Genomic DNA, 20,913 nt, shown 5'->3' with positions numbered 1-20,913 from the left:
CGAATCCGTTGCGTTTGATGCTTGTCGATGCTGCGGCTCAGGCCTTGAGCAGCGCGAGCGCTTCCTCGAGCGACTTCGGATCGGCCACCGAGGCGCCGGTCAGATTGCCGTCGATACGCTTGGTGAGGCCCGCGAGCACCTTGCCGGGGCCGCATTCGACCACGTGCGTCGCGCCCTGCGCGGCAATCGCCTTCACGCACTCGACCCAGCGCACCGGGCCCGCGGCCTGACGCACCAGCGCATCGCGGATCTTCGCGGGATCGGTTTCGAAAGCCACGTCCACATTGTTCACGACCGGGATCTGCGGTGCGTTGAGCGTGACGTTCGCGAGGTACTCGCGCAGCTGGTCCGAAGCGGGCTTGAGCAGCGACGAGTGGAACGGCGCCGAAACCGGCAGCGGCAGCGCGCGCTTGGCGCCCTTGCCCTTGGCGATCTCGCAGGCTTTCTCGACGGCGCCCTTGTGGCCCGCGATCACGACCTGTGCCGGCGCGTTGAAGTTCACGGCTTCGACCACGCCGCCGCTTTCGGCTGCTGCTTCGGCACACACGGCACGCACGGTGTCGTCGTCGAGGCCGAGCACGGCGGCCATGCCGCCCTCGCCCACCGGCACCGCGCTTTGCATCGCCTGCGCACGGAAGCGCACGAGCGGCACGGCGTCGCGGAACGCGAGCACGCCTGCGGCCACGAGCGCCGTGTATTCGCCAAGGCTATGGCCCGCGACGATCGCCGGGGCCGGACCGCCCGCCGCTTGCCACGCGCGATAGACGGCGTAGGCGGCGGTGAGCATGACCGGCTGCGTGTTGGTGGTGAGATTGAGTTCTTCGGCTGGGCCTTCGGCGATCAGCTTGCCGAGGTCCTGGTTCAGCGCGTCGGACGCTTCCTTGAGCGTCTCGCGCACGATGGCGTTATCGCCAAAGGCGTCGAGCATGCCGACGGCCTGCGAGCCTTGTCCGGGAAAAACGAACGCGAATTTCATAACGTCCCCAATATTCGATCAAAACGGATGGGCGATGCGCTCCGATGGACCGCTCTCGAGCCGCGCACGTCGCGCGCGCGGCCTTTGAATGCGGGAGCGCGAAAACCCCTTCCAGGGTCGGGTCAGAAGCGGATGACGGAGGCGCCCCAGGTAAAGCCGCCGCCGACGCCTTCGATCAGCACGTTGTGGCCGCGCTTGATACGGCCGTCGCGCACCGCGACGTCGAGCGCGAGCGGAATCGAAGCCGCCGAGGTATTGCCGTGCTCGCCCACGGTGACCACCATGCGCTCGGCGGGCAGGCCGAGCTTGCGGCAGGTGCCTTGCATGATGCGGATGTTGGCCTGGTGCGGGATCAGCCAGTCGACCTGGTCGGCGGTGAGCTGCGCCTTTTCGAGCGCCTCGATCGCGACCTTTTCAAGCACGTTCACGGCGAGCTTGAACACGGCCTGGCCGTCCATATGCAGGAACGCGTTGCCGGCGATCACGCCGCCGTTCACGTTGCCCGGCGTGCAGAGGATGTGCGCGTAGCTGCCGTCGGCATGCAGCGCGCTCGAGAGCACGCCCGGTTCATCGGAAGCCTGCAGCACGATCGCGCCCGCGCCATCGCCGAACAGCACGCAGGTCGTGCGGTCCTTGAAGTCGAGAATACGCGAGAAGGTTTCCGCGCCCACCACGAGCGCTGTCTTGTGCTGGCCGCTGCGAATCAGGCTGTCGGCCACCGAAACGCCGTACGCGAAGCCCGAGCAGACGGCCTGCACGTCGAACGCCGCGCCGTGATTACGGATGCCGAGCTTGTTCTGCAGCAAGCAGGCGGTGCTCGGAAACACGAAATCGGGAGTGGAAGTGGCGACAATGATGAGATCGATCGATTGCGGGTCGACGTCGGCAGCGGCGATCGCGCGCTGCGAAGCGGCAAGCGCCAGATCGCTGGTCGTGACGTCGGGCGCCGCGAAATGGCGCGCGTGAATGCCCGTGCGGGCGACGATCCACTCGTCGCTCGTCTCGACGCCTTGTGCGGCAAGCCGTTCGGCCAGGTCCTGATTGGTGACGCGCTCGGGCGGAAGGAAACTGCCCGTGCCGAGCACGCGGGAATAGAGAGTCGATTGAGCCATTATGCCTTCGAGGATGATGCGGCGCCGGGCGGCAAACCGCCCGCCGTCTGACCGGGTGAGCTCGCGGATGGACTCGCGGACGGCTCCTCGGGAGCCCTTGCGGCGGCACTGTTCTGGCCGCCGGCCGCCTGTTCGAGTGAACTGGCGTTTTCTTCCATGGCGCGCGCGAGACGCTCCAGCACGCCATTTTTGACGGCATCATACCCGCGTTTGATCGCCCACTCAAACGCATAGGCGTCGGCGGAGCCATGGCTCTTGAAGACGAGGCTCTTCAGGCCGAGCAGCGCGGCGCCGTTGTACTGGCGGTGATCGACGCGCTTCTTGAAGCGCATCAGCACCGGCAGCGCGGTGATCGCCATGAGCTTCGTGAGCCACGAGCGGCCGAACTCTTCCTTGATCATGTCGTTGAGCATCTGCGCGAGGCCCTCCGACGTTTTCAGCGCGACATTCCCGACGAAACCGTCACAGACGATGACGTCGACGGTGCCCTTGTAAATGTCGTTGCCTTCCACGTTGCCGCGGAAGTTCAGCGTGCTCGCGCGCAGCAGTTCGCCCGCGCGCTTGATGGTCTCGTTGCCCTTGATGACTTCTTCGCCGATATTCAGGAGCCCGATGGTCGGGCGCTCCTTGCCTTCGAGCGCGGCAACGAGGGCGTGGCCCATCTCGGCGAATTGCAGCAGGTGCTGAGGTTCGCAATCGACGTTCGCGCCGAGGTCGAGCATCGTCGTGTAGCCGCGCGGATTGGGCAGCGCGAACGCGATGGCCGGCCTCTCGATGCCGGGCAGCGTCTTGAGCACGTAGCGCGAGACGGCCATGAGCGCGCCGGTGTTGCCGGCCGAGACGCAGGCCTGCGCCTCGCCCTCTTTCACGCGGTTGAGCGCGACGCGCATCGACGAGTCTTTCTTCTTGCGAAGGGCGACTTCGACCGGATCGTCCATTTCGACGACCTCGGTGGCGGGAACGACGGAAAGTGCGGGGAGGTCCAGCGCCTTCAGCTTCTTGAGCTGGGCGCGGATCGCCGTCTCGATGCCCACCAGTTGCAGTCGCGCGTCGGGATGCGAGCGGACGAAATTGACTGCGGCAGGGACCGTTACGGACGGACCGTGGTCGCCTCCCATGCAATCTATCGTGAGCGTAACAGTCATGGAATGCGACGGATTTCAGGCACAAAAAAGCGGCAGTTGAATGCCGCCTTTTTTGCCGAGCCGAAAAATTGTCAAGCGAACAGAATCGCCATGTGCGGCGCTGCCTGGAGACCCGTTTCCGGGTTGCCGCGCCGCACGCTGGAACGATTAGTCGTTCTTGGTCTTGACGACTTTCTTGCCGCGGTAGTAGCCGTTCGGGCTGATGTGGTGACGCAGATGCACTTCACCCGTGCTCGGCTCGACGGCCAGCGGTGCGCCCGTGAGGAAATCGTGCGAGCGGTGCATACCGCGCTTCGACGGCGACTTCTTGTTTTGTTGAACTGCCATGATAACTCCTGAAAATTTTCCGAATTCTAACACAGCCCGATCCGGCCGCCGCCACCCTTGGGGGATAGCCGGACTCCGGGACTGGGCCCACGAATTGATACTGCACGCCACCTGCAGCCACTCAGTAAAAACTCAGTGCTTGCTGCCGGGACCGTCCTTCTTGAGCGATTCGAGCGCCGCAAACGGGTTGACGCGCTCTTCCGGCTCGATTTCCTGCTCCGGCACGTCGTCGACGGAATCCACGCCTTCCGCGCCGTCGGCACCCGAGGCAAGGCTTTCGTGAATTTCCGGACAAACTTCGTGCTTCGGCACGAGCGGCAGCGAGAGCAACAACTCCTCTTCGATCAAGTCGACGAGATCGAAATGGCGCGAGCCCACAATCACATCGAATTCATCGTCGTCGAGCGGGAACTCGTCCGCCTCTTCTTCCGTCTGGACGATGCGGAAGACGGTGTCTGCGTGGAACGCCTGCTCGTAGGGAGCGAGGCAACGCTGACACGTAAGCCATGCGCCACCGTGAATCGCGAGCCGCAGATACGGCTGCGGCCCCTCGGTGCCGTCGTCCTGCAATTCTTGTTGCTTGAAGCCTTCGGCCTGCCACGTGAACGCGGTGTCGCGATCTGGCGCCTCGGCCGGGACTTCGTTTAGCATGCGCGGCAGCTGCGAGAGACGCACCGTGCCCGAGGCACTGCGGCCGCTACGCGCGAATTCGAAGATATCGAGATCGCGCGGATTGAGTGCGCTCTTGTCCTGCGCGCCCTTTTCCAATGCGGCGCCGGCAGGCTTGCCAGGATGTTCGGTCATTGCGCTCTCCTGCTCCAGAAGTACGGCCTGCAGACCATGGCAGGCAGTGAAAAAGCCAGACCATGCTGCCGAGCTGCATTCTTGATCTACCCGCTTGCAGCACCTGCTTCAATCGGCTCCGGTACGCTCAGGTACGCCGAGCTACGGATTCCCGCCCTCTCATTAATACACGTGTTTCAGACGTCGACCAAAGGCGTTGACCAGCGCTTACTCAAGACGCGCGAAGCGAGCGTACCGATGAAAAGCCCAAAATCATAACGTCTTTATCTTTGCGAGTCAAACACTTAAGCTCACGCTCGCAAGCCTCTGTGCAGCTTGAGTATTTCGGCAAATGCGTCGGCAAGAGCGTTGGCAAAATCATCGGCAGGCCGGACGGGGCGCATGAAATCCGCCCCCGTTTTTAACCGCGCCTGCTGCGAAAGCGATTGCCGAATGCCTTGCCCCCGAGCCGCCGCCCTACGACCCATTCTCACGATCCAACCATCATGCAGGATACCGCCGCACCTGTCCCACCGACGGGCCGCCCCGCGCTGATTCTCGCCTCCAGTTCGCGCTACCGCCGCGAGTTGCTCGAGCGCCTGCGCATTCCTTTCGACACCGCCGTGCCCGCCATCGACGAAACGCCGCAGCCCGGCGAAACGCCCGAAGCCACGGCGCTGCGTCTCGCCGAAGCCAAGGCCCGTGCCGTGGCCGCCGCCCTGCCGGCCGGCGCCGGGCGCGCGCTCGTGATCGGCTCCGACCAGGTGGCGACCTTCGACGGCCACCAGATCGGCAAACCGGGCACGCACGAGCGCGCGCTCGAACAACTGCGCGCCATGCGCGGGCGCGAAGTGTTGTTCCATAGTGCGCTCAGTCTGCTCGACACCGCTACTGGCCAAACGGATACCGTCGATGTCGTGACCAAAGTCCGCTTTCGCGACCTCCCCGACGCCGCGCTCGACGCCTATCTGCGCGCCGAACAGCCCTACGACTGTGCGGGCAGCGCGAAATCGGAGGGGCTTGGCATCGCGCTGCTCGAAGCGATCGAGTCCGACGACCCCACCGCCCTGATCGGCCTGCCGCTCATCGCGCTCACGCGCATGCTGCTCGCCGCCGGCTATCCGCTACTGGCGCCGCAGGAGGCTCAGCCATGACCACGGGCACGCTCTACCTGATCCCGAATACGCTCGGCGAAGGCGACGACGCCGCGCTCGCCGCCGTCCTGCCCGCGCCCGTGCGCGAGCGCGCGGGCACCCTGGCAAGCTATATCGGCGAAAACGCCAAGACCACGCGCGCGTTCCTGAAGCGCGTCGGCACCACGCGGCCAATCCAGGAGATCGAGATTCGCGAGCTCAACGTCAACACGCCTGCGGGCGAGATCGACAAGCTGCTCGCGCCGCTCCTGGCCGGCATCGACACGGGGCTCGTCTCCGAAGCCGGCGTGCCCGCCGTGGCCGATCCTGGCGCCCTGCTGGTGCGGCGCGCGCACGAGCGCGGCATCAAGGTCGTGCCGCTGGTCGGGCCGAGCTCGATCCTGCTCGCGCTGATGGCCTCGGGCCTGAACGGCCAGAGCTTCGCGTTCCACGGCTACCTGCCCGTCGACGCGAACGAGCGCGCGAAGAAGCTGCGCGAGCTCGAGCAGACCTCCCGCAAGGCGAAGCAGACGCAGATCTTCATCGAAACGCCCTATCGCAACCGCACCTTGCTCGACGCGCTGCTCGCGTCCTGCGCGCCTTCCACGCTCGTGTGCGTGGCCGTCGACCTCACGCTGCCCACCGAGACGATCGTGAGCCGTGCCGTGTCCGAATGGAAGAAGAAAGCGGCGCCCGAGTTGCACAAACGGCCCGCGATCTTCCTGATGCTGGCTAACTGAGCGCGCATGGGCGCTTGATCGAGTGCACGCCTGCTGAAAACGCAACGGCCGCTGTGTATCAGACAGCGGCCGTTTTTACGTCGGCATGAGCCCCAACGCGGCGGATCAGCGCAGCGAGACCTCCCCGCCCGAGATCAGCGAATGCACGGCCGCCGAGCCGATGCTCGCGCCGAAGCGCTTCGCCACGCGGTCGGTGATGCCCTGCTTGACCGTGTAGTCGATGATGTCCGGCGCCTTGATGACTTCGCGCGCCACGTAGTCGTTGTCGCCGAAGCCGTCGGCGAGGCCGAGCTCGACGCTCTTCTGGCCGGTCCAGAAGAGGCCCGAGAAGACGTCCGGCGAGTCCTTCAGGCGCTGGCCGCGGCCCGCCTTCACGGCGTCGATGAACTGCTGGTGGATCTGGTCGAGCATCTCCTGCGCATGCGCGTCCATCTTCGGCGTGTCGGGTGAGAACGGGTCGTAGAAGCCCTTGTTCTCGCCCGAGGTGCGCAGGCGGCGCTGGATGCCGAGCTTGTCCATCAGGCCCGTGAAGCCGAAGCCGTCCATCAGCACGCCGATGGAGCCGACAATGCTGGCCTTGTTGACATAGATCTTGTCGGCCGCGGCGGCGACGTAATAGCCGCCCGAGGCGCACATGTCGCCCACCACCACGTAAAGCGGAATGGCCGGGTATTTCTTGCGCAGCCGGTGGATCTCGTCGTTGATGATGCCGGCCTGCACCGGCGAGCCGCCGGGGCTGTCGATGTGCAGGATCACGCCAGCGGTGCCGTCGTCGTCGAAGGCGCTGTCGAGCGCGCTGTTGATGTCGTCGGCGTTGGCTTGCGTATCCGACGAAATCTCGCCGTCGAGCGTGACGAGCGCCGTGTGGCGGCCGCCGCTGTCCACGCGCGCGCCGGAAAGATCGAGGAGGCTCCACGCGATCACCGCCAGCACCGCAAGAAACGCGAAGCGGAAGAAGATCCTCCAGCGCCGCGCCGCGCGCTGCTCGTTGATCGCGGCTAGCGCAATGCGCTCGAGCGCCTCGCGCTCCCAGCCGGGCTTGCCACCGTCGGCGCCTGAGGCGCTGCCGGACTTCCCGGCGGGCGCGGGACGCGCCGGCTCGTTGGGCTCAGGGGTCAGATTGTCGGACATGCGTGGGCAATGAAGATCAGGATGGGGTCGGACTCAAATCGTCGTCCGGCAACCAGAATACCGCACGGCCCTCGGGCGTGTCGCGTTCCTCGACACGCACAGCACGCAGCCGCGCGCCGCGGCACGGGCCGCCCACGCACTTGCCCGTGTCGGGCTGATAGATCGCGCCGTGCGTCGCGCACATGATGTAGAGCCCCGACGACTCGAAGAACTGCCCTTCGACCCAGTCGAGCTCCATCGGCACATGCGCGCAACGGTTCAGGTAACCGTACACCTCGCCGCCGTACCGCACGAAGAACACCACGGCGTCGCCACCCACGTAAGTCGCGTTCATGCGCTGGCCGGCGCCGCCCTCGATGAGCTCGTCGGCGGCGCACACGCGCACGGGGGCATGCTGCGCCGTCGCATTCGTCTGCGGGTGCGCGCTCATGCGTGCTCCCTCAGCCAGGTGGCGAGCGCCGCCACGTCCGGCGCGATATAGCGCGGCGCGAGCACCTCCAGCGCACCCGGCGAATGGGCGCCGTAGGCCACGCCCACGCCTGCCGCGCCGGCGTTCGCGGCCATCTGCAGATCGTGGGTCGTGTCGCCGATCATCACCGTGCGGTTAAGATCCTGCCCCAATTCGCGCGTGAGTTCCTGCAGCATGGCCGGATGCGGCTTCGAGAAGGTCTCGTCGGCGCAGCGCGTGCCGTCGAACAGGCTCGTGAGCCTGGCTTCGGCGAGCGCGCGGTTCAGCCCGACCCGGCTCTTGCCGGTCGCCACCGCCAGCAGATAGCCCGTGTCGCGCAGTTCGGCGAGCATCTCGCGCACGCCCGAGAACAGCTCGGTTTGCTGATCCTTCAGCAGGTAATGGATGCGGTAGCGCTCCACGAGGCGCGGATAGTCGGCGGGATCGAGCGTGGGCGCGGCAATCTGCAGCGCCTCGCGCAAACCCAGGCCGATCACGTAGCTCGCGGCCTCGTCGCCGGGCACAGGCAGCCCCAGGTCGCGGCATGCGGCCTGGATGCTGCGCGTAATGTGGGCGGTCGAGTCCATCAGCGTGCCGTCCCAGTCGAACACAATCAGGTCAAATTGCTCTCGGGCCATGCGGTCCTTCTCCAAACACTGTTGTTCTTGAGTCCGGCTTGCTCCCCGGTTCATTGTGGCGCCGCTCGCGACGTACGTGGCGGCGCCGGGCGTGTTGTCCAGCGTAACGCCGCGCGCCGCTTCGATCAGCGCTTCGCCGTGCCCTCATTCGGGTTGCGCGGCGGCGTGGCCTTCGCCTTCCCCCGTCGCTTCGCGCTGCGCGCGCAGCTCGCCGACGAAGCGGCGCAGCTCGGGCGGCAGCGGCGCCTCGAATTGCAGCGGCGCGCCCGTGATCGGGTGCGTGAGCTTGAGCCGGTGCGCATGCAGGAACATGCGCTTGACGCCGGGATTCGCGCCGTTGCGCGCGAGCGCCTTGTTGAGCGCGAAGTCGCCGTACTTGGCGTCGCCGATGATCGGCAGGCCCAGATGGGCCAGGTGCACGCGGATCTGATGCGTGCGGCCGGTCTTGAGCTCGGCCTCGACGAGCGCGTAGCCGGGCCAGCGCTCGACGAGATTGAACACCGTATGCGACGGCAGCCCGTCGGGCTGCACGCGCACGCGGCGCTCGCCTTCCGGGGTCAGATACTTATGGAGCGGCTCCTTGACGGCGCGCCGGCGCCCCCAGTCGCTCGCCCATTCCCCGTGGACGCACGCGTAATAGCGCTTGTCCGTCTTGTTCTCGCGCATCTGCTCGTGCAGGCCGACCAGCGCCGAGCGCTTCTTCGCGAGCATCAGCACGCCGGAAGTCTCGCGGTCGAGCCGGTGCACGAGCTCGAGAAATTTGGCGTGCGGCCGCGCCTCGCGCAACTGCTCGATCACGCCGAAAGCCACCCCGCTGCCGCCATGCACGGCCACGCCAGCGGGCTTGTCGATGACGAGCAGTGCATCGTCCTCGTACAGCACGCTGAATTCCGCCGCGGGCACGCTCGCCGCGCCCGCGGGCTCGCTCGGCTGCGCCACGCGCATGGGCGGCACGCGCACGAGATCGCCGAGCTCGAGCCGGTATTGCGCGTCGATTCGCCCCTTATTCACGCGCACTTCCCCGCTGCGCAGAATGCGGTAGATGTGGCTCTTCGGCACGCCCTTGCAGACGCGCAGCAGGAAATTGTCGATCCGCTGACCAGCAGCGCCTTCGTCGATCTCGACGAACGAAACCTGGTCGCTCGCGACCTGATTCTGGGATATTTTGCCTAACCCTTTCATTCTGAATATAATTTGCCCAGCGCTGACGCGACGGCAGGCCAAACGGCCAAAAAGTTCCTGATTCGCCCGACGGATACCCAAGGGCGTTTCTTCGAGATCTTGAACCGCGCAGCATGCGCAGGCGGCAAGCGATAAACCGATATTTTACTTGCGCCCGGGGCTGGTTGCTCACCCCGTCTGAAGAGATGCAACGAGTTGCACGCACGGAAATCCGCGCACGGCAGGGACGGCGCCCACAGGCACGTTCGGTCGGGACGGACTCCGACGGTAACGGAAGGTTGGTATAAAGAATTCATCCGGTGCGTCGCGCCGCGTGGTCGACATGATTCGAAGCGACCGCAGCCCGACGCGCCGGTGGCGAAAATACGGCGAGCGCCCGAAGCGTCCCGGCAATGTGCGGGACATGGCGACGTCAAAAGTGGCGAGACATCCCGAGGGGGAAGGCGGGCGTTCCTGAAAGCTTCCCGTGTGCGGCATCTGCTTGATGCTTGATGCCGCAAAGCAGATCCAGCCGGCAGCGCGCGCAGTTCGCGGCTGCGGCCCATGTCCTGTCGTGGTCGTGCATGGCGCGCTTTGCCGCCTGCGCACGCAACCCATAGCGACCAGGCGGCGGCGGGCGGATCGGAAGCGCAGGAAGCCAGTGCCGTCGTTCTTTCCGCGGCCCGTCTTGTCGCTTGTTGAAGACGTATTTCGCATGAGCCCACGCGGCCCGTCCCTGGCAACGCAACGCCAGACCGGGCGCCCGAAAGGCAATTCTCCCCGCCATCGTTCCTGCTCCAGCGTGCTTGTGAAAACACAATAAGGCGCGGCTTGCCGCTGCCCGTCCCTGTGCTGCCCGTCGAAGCGTCGGGCGCCTCAAAGGGCCAGGGCCGCACGCGAAGCCGCACTGGAGCCGTTCAATGAAACGAATGTTGTTCAACGCGACGCAGCAGGAAGAGCTGCGCGTCGCCATCGTCGATGGACAGAAGCTCATCGACATCGACATCGAAACCGCCGGCCGCGAACAGCGCAAAGGCAACATTTACAAGGGCATCGTCACGCGCATCGAGCCGTCGCTCGAAGCGTGTTTCGTCAACTACGGCGAAGACCGCCACGGCTTCCTGCCGTTCAAGGAAGTCGCCCGCCAGTACTTCCGCGAAGGCATCGACATGCGCGGCGCGCGCATTCAGGACGCCCTCAAGGAAGGCCAGGAACTGATCGTCCAGGTCGAGAAGGAAGAGCGCGGCAACAAGGGCGCCGCCCTCACCACCTTCATCTCGCTCGCCGGCCGCTACCTCGTCCTGATGCCGAACAACCCGCGCGGCGGCGGCGTCTCGCGCCGCATCGAGGGTGACGACCGTCAGGAGCTGCGCGAAACCATGGCGCAGCTGCAACTGCCGGAAGGCATGAGCATCATCGCGCGCACGGCCGGCATCGGCCGCTCCGCCGAAGAGCTCCAGTGGGACCTGAACTACCTGCTGCAACTGTGGCGCGCCATCGAAGCCGCGTCGCAGGCTGGCCAGTCCGGCCAGCCGATGCTGATCTACCTGGAATCGAGCCTCGTCATTCGCGCGATCCGCGACTACTTCCAGCCCGACATTGGCGAAATCCTCATCGACACCACCGAGATCTATGACCAGGCACGCGCCTTCATGGATATCGTGATGCCGGACAATGTCAATAAGGTGAAGCGGTATCACGACGACGTGCCGCTTTTCTCGCGTTTCCAGATCGAGCACCAGATCGAGACGGCCTACTCCCGCACGGTGCCGCTGCCCTCGGGCGGTGCGATCGTGATCGACCACACCGAAGCACTGGTTGCCATCGACGTGAACTCGGCGCGCGCCACCAAGGGCGCCGACATCGAGGAAACCGCCGCGCGCACCAACCTCGAAGCCGCCGACGAAGTCGCGCGCCAGCTGCGTCTGCGCGACCTGGGCGGCCTGATCGTGATCGACTTCATCGACATGGAGTCGGCCAAGAGCCAGCGTGAAGTCGAGCAGCGCCTGAAGGACGCGCTGCGCCACGACCGCGCGCGCGTGCAGATGGGCAAGATCTCGCGCTTCGGCCTGATGGAGCTGTCGCGCCAGCGCCTGCGCCCCGCCCTCTCGGAAGGCAGCCACGTCACCTGCCCGCGCTGTAACGGCACGGGACATATCCGCGATACGGAATCGTCGGCGCTTCAGGTCCTGCGCATCATCCAGGAAGAAGCGATGAAGGAAAACACCGCGGCCATCCATTGCCAGGTGCCGGTCGAAGTGACTGCCTTCCTGCTCAACGAAAAGCGCGCGGAGATCAACAAGATCGAGTCGCGCTTCAAGGTCGGCGTCGTCCTGATCCCGAACAAGCACCTCGAAACGCCGCACTACAAGCTCGAGCGCCTGCGTCACGACGACACCCGCCTCGACGACCCGCGCGCCTCCTGGAAGATGGCCGAAGAGGCCGCGCGCGAGCTCGAGTCGGAGACCGGCTACAGCAAGCGCACGGCCGAAGCCAAGCCGAAGCAGGAAGCCGCGGTGAAGGGCATCACGCCCGAGCGTCCGGCACCCACCGCACAGGTCAAGCCGGTTGAAGCCGCTCCCGTGGGCGCGGCGGTCGCAGCCGCGCCGGCAGGTGGCGGCGGCTTCTTCGCGTTCATCAAACGTCTCTTTGGCGGCGCACCGGCTGCAGCCCCCGCTCCGGCTCCGGTCGAGCAACAGGAAAAGGCGGCCCGTCCGGCACGCGAAGCCCGCACCGAGCGCGGCGAGAAAGCCGGCGCTGGGGCCGGCTCCGCTGACCGCAACCGCAATCGCCGTAGCGGCGGCCGCGACGCGGCCGGTCGTGGCGAGGCCGCGGGCGGCACGCGCACCGGCCAGCCGTCGGGACGCCGTGAAGAACGCGAGCCGCGTGAAGCCCGTGAGGGTCGCGAAGGCCGTGAAGGCCGCGCGACCCGCGAGCCGCGTGAACCCCGCGAGCCGCGTGAAGCACGTGAATCCCGTGAGCCGCGCGAACAACGCGAACCGCGTGAGGCACGCGAAGGGCGCGAAGCCCGCGCCGAGCGCGAGCAGCGCATCGAGCGCGTCGAGCGCGGTCAGGAGCGCAGCGAGACGGCAGAAGCCGCCCCGCGCGACGAGCGCCAGGAGCGAGGCGAGCGCCGTGAGCGCGGCGAACGCGCCGAGCGTGGCGAACGCCGACGCCAGCAACCGGCCGAAGCCGCCGAGGCGCAAGAAGCACGCCTCGACGCCGCCAGCACCGAAGCCGACACTGCGGAAGCCGCCCAGGCCGCCCTCACCGACGGCGTGACCCACGCGGGTGCTGAGGAAGACGGCACGACGCCGCAAAGTGAAGAGCGCCGCCGCCGCCGCCGCGGCCGCCGCGGCGGTCGCCGCGAGCGCGATGCGGAAGGCACGCAAGGGCTCGAAGGCGCTGCGGGCGCCGATGATGGCAGCGACGAAAGCACCGACGAAACGGCCGTTGCAGCGCCTGCGGGCGAGCATGCTGCCGAGCGCGTCGAAGCCCAGGCCGAAGCCCGCGCGCCGGAAGCCGTCGTTCACGCTTCCGTCGCAGAAGCCGTGGTCGCGACCGCCCTGCCGGTCGCAACCGCCGCGGCTGCCGAAGCCGCGCAAGCGGAGCAGCCGGCCCAACCGGCGCAAGTGATCGAAACGTCGGCCGCCGAAGCGTCGGTCGCCGTGACGGCCGCGCCGGTCGAGACCCAGGGTGAGGCCGCTGCCGAAGCGGCGGCGCCTGCTGCCCCGCCGGTTGCGTCGGTTGCACCGGTCGTCGAGCCGGTTGCTGCTGCCACGCCGGTTGAAGCCGAGCCGGCCCAGGCGGTAGCTGCGCCGGTGACCGAAGCCGCAACGCCTGCGGCGCCCGTCGTGGAAAGCGCTGCTGCCGAAGCGCTGCCCGTGCGCGAAGACCGCGTCGAAGCGCCGGCCGCACCGGCTGCCGAGCCGGCCGTCATCGCTCAACCCGAGCCGGTCGAAACGCGTGTCGAAGCGGTTGTGGCGCAGGCCGAAACCGCAACGGTGATTGCCGAAACCGCGACCCAGCATCACACGCAAGCCGGCGCGGCCGTCACGGCCGACACGCTGCGTCCGATGCTGGAATCGGCTGGCCTCGTGTGGGTCAACACCGACGCCGTCAAGCTGCGCGCCGCGCAGGACGCCGCCGCGCAAGTGGTGAAGCCCGCGCGCGTGCCGCGCGAGCGCAAGCCGCTGCCGCCGGCCGACAGCACGCCGATGCAGCAGGTGGAGACGACCCGCCAGCCGTAAGCACCGCGCGAACGCTGCCTGGGCCGATTGACGGCGCAGGCAGCCAGCCATGCTGATCTGCACCCCAAAAGTTGGCCAACGGCCCAACCTTTGGGGTGTTTTTCATTGTGAGGAAGAATCAGGGTCCAGGCGAAAGGCACAACAGCCGGAAAAGCCAACAAGCCCAAATGCGACTGTGTGACACACGATCCGGGTGAGGCATATTGCAACTGGCTTGACACATAGCCAGTAATTCCTCGTATGCGGTCGTGAAAGTGAGTCGAAACCCCTACCATGCCGCCTGATGAGGATCGCGTCACATGACGCGCCAGTTTCTGGAAAAGTGACGATGCGGCGCTGACAGTCCCGCGTTTGGAGGTTCAATGTCGGGGCATGCATGGGTTCGTCGGGGTATCGTGGCGGGTGCGCTCCTGGCGACAGGAGCCGTGGCCGTCGTGGCGATCGGTGCCGGTGACTCACCGGCGGGATACCGCGCCGACGGGGCACCCCCTGGCGCCACGCCTGCCGCCGTCGCGACAACCTCTACGTCGCCTGGCGCAGAGGCCCTCCCCACCGCCTCGAAGATCGCAACAGCAGATGCTGCGGCCACCTCTGCGCCGCCCACGACCCAAGCCATGACGCCAGTACGGGTGACGCTGCCTCCCGCCGGGATGCCCATGTCTGAAGCGATCAAAATGATCCAGGATCAAGCAGCCATTGCGCTCGCCGCGAACCCGGCCGTAGAGCCGCACGATGCGCTCGGCGGTCCCCCGGTCTTTCCGGCCGGTTTTGACTTTGGCGCGGCTAGCCCGCCCGCCACTGCGCCGAGCGCGTGCACCAGGGCAAAGCGGATCGTTTGCGTGGACAAAACCACCTATACCGCCACGGTGTATGAAAGCGGCAAGCCGCAGTGGGCGTTTTACGTGCGTCCGGGGGACGCGCGGGGTCCCCGATATCTGACCGGAGAAGGCTACGGCCGGATTACCCACAAGAGTCGTAATCACGTCTCGAGCATTTATGGCACGCCCATGCCGTACGCGATGTTTATCTCGTGGGACGCCTCCCCCGCCACCGGTGAAGCCTTCCATTTGTCGTATCAGTTCCAGTCGGAAGGCTATTACGGGGCAAGCCACGGATGTATGGGCGTGGGTTCCGAAGCGGCCATGAAGCGACTCTGGGACAGCAGCCCCAAAGGCACACGGGTATTCGTCTATCGCACCTGAAGGCGCGCGACGGGGCACCGCCCGGTTGATGCGCCGCCGGAAACGGTGAGCATCGCTTCTGACGGCCAGGCTCCGGCTGATATATCAAATTGGTCATGGGCAAAGCGCGGTTGGGCTAAAATCGAGCTATCGCGAGTACGAGCCCACCATGTCCCGACGCATCATCCCTGTTGCCGACGTCCGTTCGCTGCCGCCCAGCCCGGCCGTTGAGGCCGTGCGCTCGCCGTCCGGCGAACTGTTCGACACCCTCGCGCGACCGCTGCACGACCTGCGCATCTCGGTGACGGACCGCTGCAACTTCCGCTGCGTCTACTGCATGCCGCGCGCGGTTTTCGACAAGGACTACCCGTTCCTGCCGCATTCCGCACTGCTCTCGCTCGAAGAAATCGAACGTCTTGCGCGCCTTTTCGTCGCGCATGGCGTCACCAAGATTCGCCTGACCGGGGGCGAACCGCTCCTGCGCAAGAACATCGAATTCCTGATCGAGCGTCTCGCGAAGCTGCGCACGCCAGCGGGCGAGCCGCTCGACCTCACGCTCACGACCAATGGCTCGCTGCTCGCGCGCAAGGCGCGCGCATTGCGCGACGCAGGCCTCACGCGCGTCACGGTGAGCCTCGACGCGCTCGACGACGCCCTCTTTCGCCGCATGAACGACGCCGACTTCTCGGTCGCCGACGTGCTCGAAGGCATTGCCGTCGCGCAAGCCGTGGGGCTCTCGCCGCTCAAGGTCAACATGGTCGTCAAGCGCGGCACCAACGACAGCGAGATCGTGCCGCTCGCGCGCCACTTCCGCGGCTCGGGCGTGACCTTGCGCTTTATCGAGTACATGGACGTGGGCACCTCGAACGGCTGGAACATGACCGAAGTGTTGCCGTCGGCCGACGTGGTCGCACGCATCGCCGAGCACTTCCCGCTCGTTCCGCTCGAAGCGCACAACGCGGCCGAAACGGCGCAGCGCTGGGGCTACGCAGACGGCGCCGGCGAAATCGGCGTGATTTCGAGCGTCACGCGCGCATTCTGTGGCGACTGTACGCGCGCGCGCCTCTCAACCGAAGGCAAGCTGTATCTGTGCCTGTTCGCCACGATGGGCTACGACCTGCGCGCGTTGCTGCGCGGCGAGGCGAGCGACGCCGCCATCTCGGCCGCGATCGCGCAGATCTGGGAGCAGCGCGCCGACCGCTATTCGCAGTTGCGCGGCAGCGAGGCCGCCCCGGCTGTGGGCGAAGAGCGCCGCATCGAAATGTCCTATATCGGCGGCTGATACGCCGATGCCCGCGACCTCGCCTGCCCCCGCCATCCCCGCCGCCGCACTCACCGGCCTCGTGCTCGCGGGCGGCCGCGGCCAGCGCATGGGCGGCGTCGACAAAGGCCTGCAGCGCCTGCACGGCAAGCCACTCGCCGCGCACGTGCTGGCGCGCCTGGCGCCTCAGGTGGGCGCCCTCGCCATCAGCGCGAACCGCAACCGCGATGTCTATGCCGAACTCGGCGCACCGTGGCAGGCGCAGGTGATCGCCGATACGCTGCCCGACTACCCCGGCCCGCTCGCGGGACTGCTTGCCGGCCTGCGTGCGGCCCGCACCGAATGGCTGCTGAGCGCGCCCTGCGATTCGCCGTGGCTGCCTGCCGACCTTGGCGCGAGGCTGGCCGAAGCGGCACGCGCGCAAGACACGCTGATCGCCACGGCAACGACGGCGAACGCGGCCGGCGAAGTCAGCCTGCACCCCGTCTTCGCGCTCGTCCACACCTCGCTCGCCAACGACCTCGCGGCGTTTCTGGACGCGGGCGAGCGCAAGGTGCGTGCGTGGTACGCGCGCCACACGGCGGCCGAAGTGGCCTTTGCCGACGAGCGTGCGTTTTACAATGTCAATTCCTTACAGGAACTTGCCGACCTCGACCGTGCCTGACGAGCGCCACCGGCTTGACCGCCACCGCCCGCCACCGGCCTGATGCACGTCCCCCAGGACGATCGCCGCACCCATCGTGCGGATGCGACGCTTCTCCACTCCATGACCACGCTTAACAGTATTTCCGGTAGCGCAGGAAGCCTTAGCCAGTTCGATCCTCAAGCCTTGCCCGTCAGCGCCGCCCAGGCCATCGTGCTCCAGTGGGTGACGCCGCTTGTGCAAAGCGAGCGCGTGCCGTTGCGCGATGCGCTCGCTCGCGTGCTCGCCTCGGACGTGATCTCGCCGATCGACGTCCCCGCGCACGACAACTCGGCCATGGATGGCTATGCGTTCGACGGCGCGTCGCTGCTGTTACACGATGCCGCACCCAGTGACGCGTCGCTCACGCTGGACGTGGCCGGCAAGGCATTCGCCGGCCATCCGTACACGGGCGCCATCGCGCCGCGCGCGTGCGTGCGCATCATGACCGGGGCGCCGATGCCCGCCGGCTGCGACACCGTCGTCCCGCAGGAGCGCGTGGAGCGCAGCGGGAGCACGGCGGGAGAAGCCGCCGCGGCCGAGTCGCTCACCGAAGTGGTCAATGAAGCGCTCACCGAATCGATTACATTCCGCGCCGACGCCGTGACGCCCGGCGCGAACCGCCGCCGCAAGGGCGAAGACCTCGCGCGCGGCAACGCGGCGCTGCGCGCGGGCCGCGTGCTGCGCGCGAGCGACATCGGCTTGCTGGCCTCGCTCGGCATCGTCGACGTGGCCGTGCGGCGGCGCCTGCGCGTGGCGTACTTCTCGACCGGCGACGAACTGCGCTCGCCCGGCGAGCCGCTCGACGCCGGCTGCATTTACGACAGCAATCGCTACACGCTTGGCGCGATGCTCCAGCGCCTGAACGTCGAGCCGATCGACCTCGGCGTGGTGCGCGACGACCCCGAATCGCTGGCCGCCACGCTCAAGGCAGCCGCCGAAAGCGCCGACGTCGTGTTGACCTCGGGTGGCGTCTCGGTCGGCGAAGCCGATTTCACGCGCACCCAGCTGCAGACGCTCGGCGACGTGTCGTTCTGGGGCCTCGCCATGCGCCCGGGCCGCCCGCTCGCATTCGGCCGCATCTGGTCGGGCGGCCACCCAGGCGTGGGGCGCGCGGCGCTCCTGTTCGGATTGCCAGGCAACCCCGTCGCCACGATGGTCGCGTTCTATCAAATCGTGCGGCCCGCCCTGATCGCGATGTCGGGCGCGACGCCGCAGCCGGTGCCGCTCATTCCGGCGCGCTGCGACGCGCCCATCAGGAAGCGCCCTGGCCGCACCGAATTCCAGCGCGGCATTGCCGAACGCGATGCGCAGGGCCAGTGGCGCGTCGCGCCCACGGGCTCACAAAGCTCCGGCGCGCTCAGCACGATGAGCGAGGCGAACTGCTTCATCGTGCTCGCCCACGAAAGCAACGACCTCGATGCCGGCGACGCCGTCGACATCATGCTCTTCGACGGTCTCGTCTAGTGCGGCGCTCATGGCCAGCCACCGCAACGTTCAACATCATTCAACGTCGATCAGCGACGTCCCATCGACCTACGGACCGACTCACATGAAAAAACAGATCTCGTTTATCGCCGCCGGGCAGACTGCGAAGGCCCTCATCCTCGTGTACCTGACCTTCAGCGTGCCGGTCGTGCTGCTCGTCGCGGTGGTCGCGTTCTTCCGCTACGGCACCTTCGAGCTCGGCACCGTATTCAGCGCGCTGATCCTCAATGCGATCGTCGGCTTCGTGCTGCTGTGGATCGCCTGCCATCTGTACAACTGGGTCGCCTCGCGCTTCGGCGGCATCGAGATCCATCTCTCCGATGTCCCGGAGGAAGCGTGATGAGCGCCACGATCCGCGCGGCCACGCCCGCCGATGTGAGCGCCATGCACGCGCTGATGTACGAGCTCGCCGAATTCGAAAAGCTCACGCACCTCTTCACCGGCACGCCCGAGGGGCTCGCCGACGCGCTCTTCGGCGCGCGTCCGTCGGCCGAGGCGCTGGTGGCTGAAGAGGCAGGCCGCATCGTCGGCTACGCGCTGTTCTTCCACAACTACTCGACCTTCCTCGGACGCCGCGGGCTCTATCTCGAAGATCTCTACGTGCAGCCGTCGCAGCGCGGCACCGGACTCGGCACGGCCATGCTGCGCGCGCTCGCGGCCATCGCCGTTGAGCGCCAGTGCGGCCGCTTCGAGTGGACCGTGCTCGACTGGAACGAGCCGGCCATCCGCTTCTACGAGAAGATGGGCGCGACCGTCCTGCCTGACTGGCGTGTGGTGCGCGTGACGGGCGACGCGCTCGACCAGCTTGCGGCACCGGCCGAGCGGGTTGCGAGCTAAGCCCCTGCGACAAGAAAAACGGGCCGTCCGCAGTTTGCTGCGAACGGCCCGTTTTTTTGTGTCCAACTCAATGCGCGCAATCGCGCTGCGCGTGGATCACTCGTCGCCGTTCTCTGCGTTGCGCAGCACATCGCCGAGCAGGTTCGACGCCGCCTCCCCGGGCAAGGCCTCGACATCGCGCAACTTGCGGCTCATCGCGCGCGTGCGCACCTCGGCGGCTTCGATCGAGCGCGTCACCGTCTCCAGCTGCGACTTCGTGCGCGCGAGCACTTCGCCGAACTTGCCGAACTCCGTCTTCACCGCGCCGAGCACCTGCCAGACCTCGCTCGAACGCTTCTCGATGGCGAGCGTGCGAAAACCCATCTGCAGGCTGTTGAGCAGCGCCGTCAGCGTGGTCGGGCCCGCGACGCTCACGCGGTAATCTCGCTGCAAGACGTCGGTGAGGCCTGGCCGGCGCAGGATCTCGGCATAGAGCCCTTCGGTGGGCAGGAACAGCAGCGCGAAGTCGGTCGTGTGCGGCGGCGCGACGTATTTTTCGGCGATGGTGCGCGCCTCGGCGCGCACGCGGGCCTCGAGCGCACGGCCCGCCTCCTCGATGCCGGCGGCGTCGGCACGCTCCTGCGCGTCGATGAGCCGCTCGTAGTCCTCGCGCGGAAACTTGGCGTCGACGGGCAGCCAGACCGGCGCGCTATCGGAGGCGGAGGAAGCGGAACCGCCGCCCTGCAGCCCGCGCCCCGGCAGCCGGATCGCAAACTCCACGCGCTCGCTGCTGCCGGGCACTGTCGCCACGTTCTTCGCGTACTGGTCGGGCGTGAGCATCTGCTCGAGCAGCGCTTCGAGCTGCACCTCGCCCCACGTGCCGCGCGTCTTCACGTTCGTCAGCACCTTTTTCAGGTCGCCGACGCCAGCCGCGAGCGTCTGCATCTCGCCCAGCCCACGATGCACCTGCTCGAGCCGGTCGGAGACGAGCTTGAACGATTCGCCCAGACGCTGCTCGAGCGTCGCGTGCAGCTTCTCGTCGACGGTGCGGCGCATCTCTTCGAGCTTCGCCGCATTGTTCGCTTCGATGTCCTTCAGGCGCTGCTCCAGCGTCGCGCGCACCTCGGCCAGGCGGCGGTCGTTCGCCTCGGTCAGCTGCACGAGCTGCTGGCCGAGCACGTTGCCGAAATGGCGCAGCGCCTGGCCTTGCTCGTCGCGTGCCTGTTGCGCCTGCAACTGCTGGCTCTGGCGCACGGCGTCGAGCTGCTGCGCGTTGCTCCCGGTGAGCTTCGCGAGCTGCTGCGCGAAGCTGTCGAGCTGGCCGCTCTGCACGGTCGCAATGCTCGTGAGGTGCGCGGCGAGCGCCTGCTGCACCTGTGTGAAGCCGCCGCCGAATTCGCTGCGCGAGGCCTGCGCGGTGCGCGCGATCTCGTTGCGCAGCTCGCGTTCGATGCGCTCGGCCGCGCGCGCCTGCGTGTCGGTCGAACCCGCGATGCGGTCGCTCAACTGGTCGAGCGCGTCGAGCGTGGCTTCGGCGCGCTCGTCGTCATGCGCGCCACGGCGCGCGCGCATCAACGCCACGATCGCACATAGCAGCGCGAGCGCGAGCACGAGCGTCGCAACCGCCATCAACGGCATGGC

The 20,913-nt window shown here is 67.1% G+C and carries 19 protein-coding genes; 9 read left to right on the top strand and 10 right to left on the bottom strand.

The features are described from left to right. Positions 1-37: 37 nt before the first annotated feature. The 5 genes from fabD to BO1_RS01215 all read right to left on the bottom strand — a co-directional run bounded on the left by fabD (position 38) and on the right by BO1_RS01215 (position 4,364). Positions 38-976, bottom strand: a complete 939-nt coding sequence (fabD, locus tag BO1_RS01235) for an ACP S-malonyltransferase (protein ID WP_028215983.1) — start codon at positions 974-976, stop codon at positions 38-40. Positions 977-1,098: 122 nt separating this feature from the next. Continuing rightward, positions 1,099-2,088: a beta-ketoacyl-ACP synthase III gene (locus BO1_RS01230; protein ID WP_028215982.1), complete on the bottom strand. Its 990-nt coding sequence runs from the start codon at positions 2,086-2,088 to the stop codon at positions 1,099-1,101. Then, positions 2,088-3,233 carry a phosphate acyltransferase PlsX gene (plsX, locus tag BO1_RS01225; RefSeq protein ID WP_028215981.1) on the bottom strand — a complete coding sequence of 382 codons (1,146 nt, stop codon included), beginning with the start codon at positions 3,231-3,233 and terminating at the stop codon, positions 2,088-2,090. Before plsX ends, BO1_RS01230 begins: the two co-directional genes overlap by 1 nt. Before the next feature lie 147 nt (positions 3,234-3,380). Beyond that, a complete protein-coding gene (gene rpmF / locus BO1_RS01220; protein WP_018441573.1) occupies positions 3,381-3,560 on the bottom strand; it encodes a 50S ribosomal protein L32 in 180 nt (59 codons plus the stop codon). 132 nt (positions 3,561-3,692) lie between these two features. Beyond that, on the bottom strand, positions 3,693-4,364 hold the full coding sequence (locus BO1_RS01215; protein WP_028215980.1) for a YceD family protein: 672 nt from the start codon (positions 4,362-4,364) through the stop codon (positions 3,693-3,695). 485 nt (positions 4,365-4,849) lie between these two features. On the opposite strand from BO1_RS01215, the gene BO1_RS01210 reads away from it, so the two are divergent. Together BO1_RS01210 and BO1_RS01205 are read left to right on the top strand one after the other, a co-directional pair. Continuing rightward, entirely contained in the window at positions 4,850-5,497 is a 648-nt protein-coding gene (locus tag BO1_RS01210; RefSeq protein ID WP_043283491.1) for a Maf-like protein, read from the top strand. Beyond that, positions 5,494-6,216: an SAM-dependent methyltransferase gene (locus BO1_RS01205; RefSeq protein ID WP_028215978.1), complete on the top strand. Its 723-nt coding sequence runs from the start codon at positions 5,494-5,496 to the stop codon at positions 6,214-6,216. The genes BO1_RS01210 and BO1_RS01205 overlap by 4 nt, the downstream gene beginning before the upstream one ends. Before the next feature lie 105 nt (positions 6,217-6,321). Here the strand turns inward: BO1_RS01205 and BO1_RS01200 are convergent, their stop codons facing one another. The 4 genes from BO1_RS01200 to BO1_RS49265 all read right to left on the bottom strand — a co-directional run bounded on the left by BO1_RS01200 (position 6,322) and on the right by BO1_RS49265 (position 9,615). Next, entirely contained in the window at positions 6,322-7,347 is a 1,026-nt protein-coding gene (locus tag BO1_RS01200) for a S49 family peptidase (protein ID WP_028215977.1), read from the bottom strand. 16 nt (positions 7,348-7,363) lie between these two features. After that, a complete protein-coding gene (locus BO1_RS01195; protein ID WP_043283490.1) occupies positions 7,364-7,777 on the bottom strand; it encodes a Rieske (2Fe-2S) protein in 414 nt (137 codons plus the stop codon). After that, a complete protein-coding gene (locus BO1_RS01190; protein WP_028215975.1) occupies positions 7,774-8,433 on the bottom strand; it encodes an HAD-IIIA family hydrolase in 660 nt (219 codons plus the stop codon). Before BO1_RS01190 ends, BO1_RS01195 begins: the two co-directional genes overlap by 4 nt. Positions 8,434-8,577: 144 nt before the next feature. Beyond that, positions 8,578-9,615 carry an RluA family pseudouridine synthase gene (locus tag BO1_RS49265; RefSeq protein ID WP_043283489.1) on the bottom strand — a complete coding sequence of 346 codons (1,038 nt, stop codon included), beginning with the start codon at positions 9,613-9,615 and terminating at the stop codon, positions 8,578-8,580. 899 nt (positions 9,616-10,514) lie between these two features. Here BO1_RS49265 and BO1_RS01180 point away from each other — a divergent pair. The 7 genes from BO1_RS01180 (at position 10,515) to BO1_RS01150 (ending at position 19,293) form a co-directional block, all read left to right on the top strand. Further along, a complete protein-coding gene (locus BO1_RS01180; protein WP_028215974.1) occupies positions 10,515-13,844 on the top strand; it encodes an Rne/Rng family ribonuclease in 3,330 nt (1,109 codons plus the stop codon). 656 nt (positions 13,845-14,500) lie between these two features. After that, entirely contained in the window at positions 14,501-15,046 is a 546-nt protein-coding gene (locus tag BO1_RS56155; RefSeq protein WP_218002784.1) for a L,D-transpeptidase, read from the top strand. A 148-nt stretch (positions 15,047-15,194) separates the two neighbouring features. Beyond that, positions 15,195-16,307, top strand: a complete 1,113-nt coding sequence (gene moaA / locus BO1_RS01170; protein WP_028215973.1) for a GTP 3',8-cyclase MoaA — start codon at positions 15,195-15,197, stop codon at positions 16,305-16,307. 7 nt (positions 16,308-16,314) lie between these two features. After that, the gene (gene mobA / locus BO1_RS01165) at positions 16,315-16,950 is read left to right on the top strand and encodes a molybdenum cofactor guanylyltransferase MobA (protein ID WP_043283488.1); all 636 of its coding nucleotides are present in this window, start codon (positions 16,315-16,317) and stop codon (positions 16,948-16,950) included. 102 nt (positions 16,951-17,052) lie between these two features. Further along, a complete protein-coding gene (gene moeA, locus BO1_RS01160) occupies positions 17,053-18,435 on the top strand; it encodes a molybdopterin molybdotransferase MoeA (protein ID WP_028215971.1) in 1,383 nt (460 codons plus the stop codon). Positions 18,436-18,520: 85 nt separating this feature from the next. After that, on the top strand, positions 18,521-18,796 hold the full coding sequence (locus tag BO1_RS01155) for a DUF3566 domain-containing protein (protein ID WP_027817320.1): 276 nt from the start codon (positions 18,521-18,523) through the stop codon (positions 18,794-18,796). Then, positions 18,796-19,293, top strand: a complete 498-nt coding sequence (locus BO1_RS01150) for a GNAT family N-acetyltransferase (protein WP_028215970.1) — start codon at positions 18,796-18,798, stop codon at positions 19,291-19,293. The genes BO1_RS01155 and BO1_RS01150 overlap by 1 nt, the downstream gene beginning before the upstream one ends. Positions 19,294-19,389: 96 nt before the next feature. On the opposite strand, the gene BO1_RS01145 is transcribed toward BO1_RS01150, so the two are convergent. Further along, positions 19,390-20,910 (bottom strand): DNA recombination protein RmuC, encoded by a 1,521-nt coding sequence (locus tag BO1_RS01145; protein WP_407669886.1) that lies wholly within the window; start codon positions 20,908-20,910, stop codon positions 19,390-19,392. Between the last annotated feature and the right edge of the window lie 3 nt (positions 20,911-20,913).

The organism is Paraburkholderia oxyphila NBRC 105797, from assembly GCF_000685075.1.
Lineage (GTDB): Bacteria > Pseudomonadota > Gammaproteobacteria > Burkholderiales > Burkholderiaceae > Paraburkholderia > Paraburkholderia oxyphila.
This window is presented reverse-complemented; position numbering and strand designations above follow the sequence as displayed.

What these genes read in the sequence shown, in the direction of transcription:
- fabD (WP_028215983.1), bottom strand. Translation starts at nt 976, where the DNA reads ATGAAATTCGCGTTCGTTTTTCCCGGACAAGGCTCGCAGGCCGTCGGC.
- BO1_RS01230 (WP_028215982.1), bottom strand. Translation starts at nt 2,088, where the DNA reads ATGGCTCAATCGACTCTCTATTCCCGCGTGCTCGGCACGGGCAGTTTC.
- plsX (WP_028215981.1), bottom strand. Translation starts at nt 3,233, where the DNA reads ATGACTGTTACGCTCACGATAGATTGCATGGGAGGCGACCACGGTCCG.
- rpmF (WP_018441573.1), bottom strand. Translation starts at nt 3,560, where the DNA reads ATGGCAGTTCAACAAAACAAGAAGTCGCCGTCGAAGCGCGGTATGCAC.
- BO1_RS01215 (WP_028215980.1), bottom strand. Translation starts at nt 4,364, where the DNA reads ATGACCGAACATCCTGGCAAGCCTGCCGGCGCCGCATTGGAAAAGGGC.
- BO1_RS01210 (WP_043283491.1), top strand. Translation starts at nt 4,850, where the DNA reads ATGCAGGATACCGCCGCACCTGTCCCACCGACGGGCCGCCCCGCGCTG.
- BO1_RS01205 (WP_028215978.1), top strand. Translation starts at nt 5,494, where the DNA reads ATGACCACGGGCACGCTCTACCTGATCCCGAATACGCTCGGCGAAGGC.
- BO1_RS01200 (WP_028215977.1), bottom strand. Translation starts at nt 7,347, where the DNA reads ATGTCCGACAATCTGACCCCTGAGCCCAACGAGCCGGCGCGTCCCGCG.
- BO1_RS01195 (WP_043283490.1), bottom strand. Translation starts at nt 7,777, where the DNA reads ATGAGCGCGCACCCGCAGACGAATGCGACGGCGCAGCATGCCCCCGTG.
- BO1_RS01190 (WP_028215975.1), bottom strand. Translation starts at nt 8,433, where the DNA reads ATGGCCCGAGAGCAATTTGACCTGATTGTGTTCGACTGGGACGGCACG.
- BO1_RS49265 (WP_043283489.1), bottom strand. Translation starts at nt 9,615, where the DNA reads ATGAAAGGGTTAGGCAAAATATCCCAGAATCAGGTCGCGAGCGACCAG.
- BO1_RS01180 (WP_028215974.1), top strand. Translation starts at nt 10,515, where the DNA reads ATGAAACGAATGTTGTTCAACGCGACGCAGCAGGAAGAGCTGCGCGTC.
- BO1_RS56155 (WP_218002784.1), top strand. Translation starts at nt 14,501, where the DNA reads ATGTCTGAAGCGATCAAAATGATCCAGGATCAAGCAGCCATTGCGCTC.
- moaA (WP_028215973.1), top strand. Translation starts at nt 15,195, where the DNA reads ATGTCCCGACGCATCATCCCTGTTGCCGACGTCCGTTCGCTGCCGCCC.
- mobA (WP_043283488.1), top strand. Translation starts at nt 16,315, where the DNA reads ATGCCCGCGACCTCGCCTGCCCCCGCCATCCCCGCCGCCGCACTCACC.
- moeA (WP_028215971.1), top strand. Translation starts at nt 17,053, where the DNA reads ATGACCACGCTTAACAGTATTTCCGGTAGCGCAGGAAGCCTTAGCCAG.
- BO1_RS01155 (WP_027817320.1), top strand. Translation starts at nt 18,521, where the DNA reads ATGAAAAAACAGATCTCGTTTATCGCCGCCGGGCAGACTGCGAAGGCC.
- BO1_RS01150 (WP_028215970.1), top strand. Translation starts at nt 18,796, where the DNA reads ATGAGCGCCACGATCCGCGCGGCCACGCCCGCCGATGTGAGCGCCATG.
- BO1_RS01145 (WP_407669886.1), bottom strand. Translation starts at nt 20,910, where the DNA reads ATGCCGTTGATGGCGGTTGCGACGCTCGTGCTCGCGCTCGCGCTGCTA.